At 68.4% G+C, this 2,027-nt stretch carries 2 protein-coding genes; both read right to left on the reverse strand.

Annotated features, from left to right (window positions below; translation table 11 throughout):
* Nucleotides 1-1,000, reverse strand: a 1,000-nt coding sequence (locus AX685_RS03210; protein ID WP_066485398.1) for a protoglobin domain-containing protein, incomplete at its 3' end; no start/stop codon positions are given.
* A 152-nt stretch (nucleotides 1,001-1,152) separates the two neighbouring features.
* Nucleotides 1,153-2,027, reverse strand: an 875-nt coding sequence (locus AX685_RS03215; protein ID WP_231738529.1) for a methyl-accepting chemotaxis protein, incomplete at its 5' end; no start/stop codon positions are given.

Below are 2,027 nucleotides of genomic sequence, written 5' to 3' on the forward strand. Positions count from 1 at the left end.
CGCGCGCCGCCTCGACGCCCGCGTTCAGCGCCAGCAGGTTGGTCTGGAACGCGATCCCGTCGATCACCGCGATGATCTCGCTGATCTCGCCGGACGAGCTTTCGATCCGGCGCATCGCGTCGATCGCCTCGCCGACCAGCGCACCCGATGCGTCGATGTCGGTGCGCATCGACGCGACCGCGCCGTTCGCCCGCGCGGAGGAGGTGGCGGTTTCACCGACGGTGACGGTGATCTGCTCCATCGCCGCGGCGGTTTCCTCCAGCGTCGCGGCCTGTTGCTCGGTACGGTGCGACAGGTCGCCCGACGCCTGGTTGATCTCGCTGGACGATGCCGTGATGCGGTTGGTCGCATCGGTGACCTGCGCCAGCGTGGCGCACACGTTGCGGCGCATTTCCTCGAAATCGGCGGCGATGCGGGCGTAATCGCTGGGCAGTTCCTCCAGCGGGGCGCTGAAGTCGCCGCGTGCCAGCGCGGTCAGCGCGCGGCTCAGCCGGTCGGTGACGTCGCGCCGCTTGGCTTCCTCGGCGGTGAAATAGGCGGACAGCGCGATCTCCATGTCGAGCAGCGCGGTGCGCACCAGCAGCGTCGCGGCATCGTTGCGGCGCGCCAGCGGGCGCAGCGGCGACCAGCGCAGCATCTTGGGCAGGATGTCGGACAGGATGCGGGCATAGCTGCTGATGTACCAGCTGGGCGCCAGGCCGATGCGGGCGTGGACGTTGCCGATCTGGATCGCGCGCGCTTCGTAGGAATCGTCCGGCCGGCCGGAGAACAGCTTGCGCCAATGGTCCTGCTGCTTGTCGCGCGCATGGTCCATCGCCGCGCTGGAGCCGAAGAAGGCGGCTGCTTCCGGATTGGCGCGGATATGGTCGTACAGCCGACGCAGCGCCTGCGGGCCGAAGCGTTCGATCGCGGCGCTGATGGTCGGGAACAGCCGGTAGTGGCGCTCCGTGAAGCCGAAATGGGCCAGCTTCTGCGCAAGTTGCGAAGAACGGTCCGACATAGAGATGGTCCCCCCCTGAATGACGTGGGCCGACTGTCCGGCATGACCTTGCAATAACCGGTTAATGCACTGAAAAATCAGACCAAAGTCTAATAGAAAAATGGCCGCCGAAATCGTCGGCGGCCATCTTCATGGATAGTGGATGCGGCGCGTCAGAACTCCGACCAGTCGCCTTCTTCCACGACGCGCGCTGCGGCGGCGCCTCCCCCCGCCGCCACGACGCGACGGGCGATCGTGCGGCTGCCCTGTGCGGCGCGGGCCTGCAGCGCATGCACCGGCGAGGCGGGCGCGGCGGGCGCGGCGCGGCCGGTCTGGCCGCCGACGCGGAACTTGCCCACTTCCGCCACCAGCCGGTCGGCTTCCTCGGCCAGGCTGCGCGCGGCGGCGGTCGCCTGTTCGACCATCGCGGCGTTCTGCTGCGTCACGCCGTCCATTTCCGACACGGCGGTATTGACCTGCTGCAACCCCGTCGCTTGCTGTTCGGCGGACGTGGTGATGGTGCCCACCAGGTCGCTGATCTCGCTGATCCGCCCGATGATCCGCTGCAGCGCCCTGCCGGTCTCGCTGACCAGCTGGACACCGGACTGGACCTGTTCGGACGATGCCATGATCTTCGTCTTGACGTCCTTGGCGGCATCCGCGGATCGCTGTGCCAGCGCCCGGACTTCCGATGCGACGACCGCGAAGCCCTTGCCCGCATCGCCCGCCCGCGCCGCTTCGACACCCGCGTTCAGCGCCAGCAGGTTGGTCTGGAACGCGATCCCGTCGATGACGCTGATGATTTCGGAGATTTCGCTCGAAGCGCGCTCGATGCCGCCCATCGCGTCCATCGCGCGCTGGACGATCGTGCCCGACTGCTCGGCCTCGCCGCGCGCTTCGCCGACGACCGAGTTGGCGCGCTGCGCGCCGGCGGCGGTTTCGCGCACGGTCGTGGTGATCTCGTCCATCGCGGCGGCGGTTTCTTCCAAACTGGCGGCCTGCTGCTCGGTGCGCTGCGACAGGTCGTCCGATGCCTGGCGGATGTCGG

It is taken from the genome of Sphingomonas sp. CCH9-F2 (assembly GCF_001556735.1).
GTDB classification, from domain to species: Bacteria; Pseudomonadota; Alphaproteobacteria; order Sphingomonadales; family Sphingomonadaceae; genus Sphingomonas; species Sphingomonas ginsenosidimutans.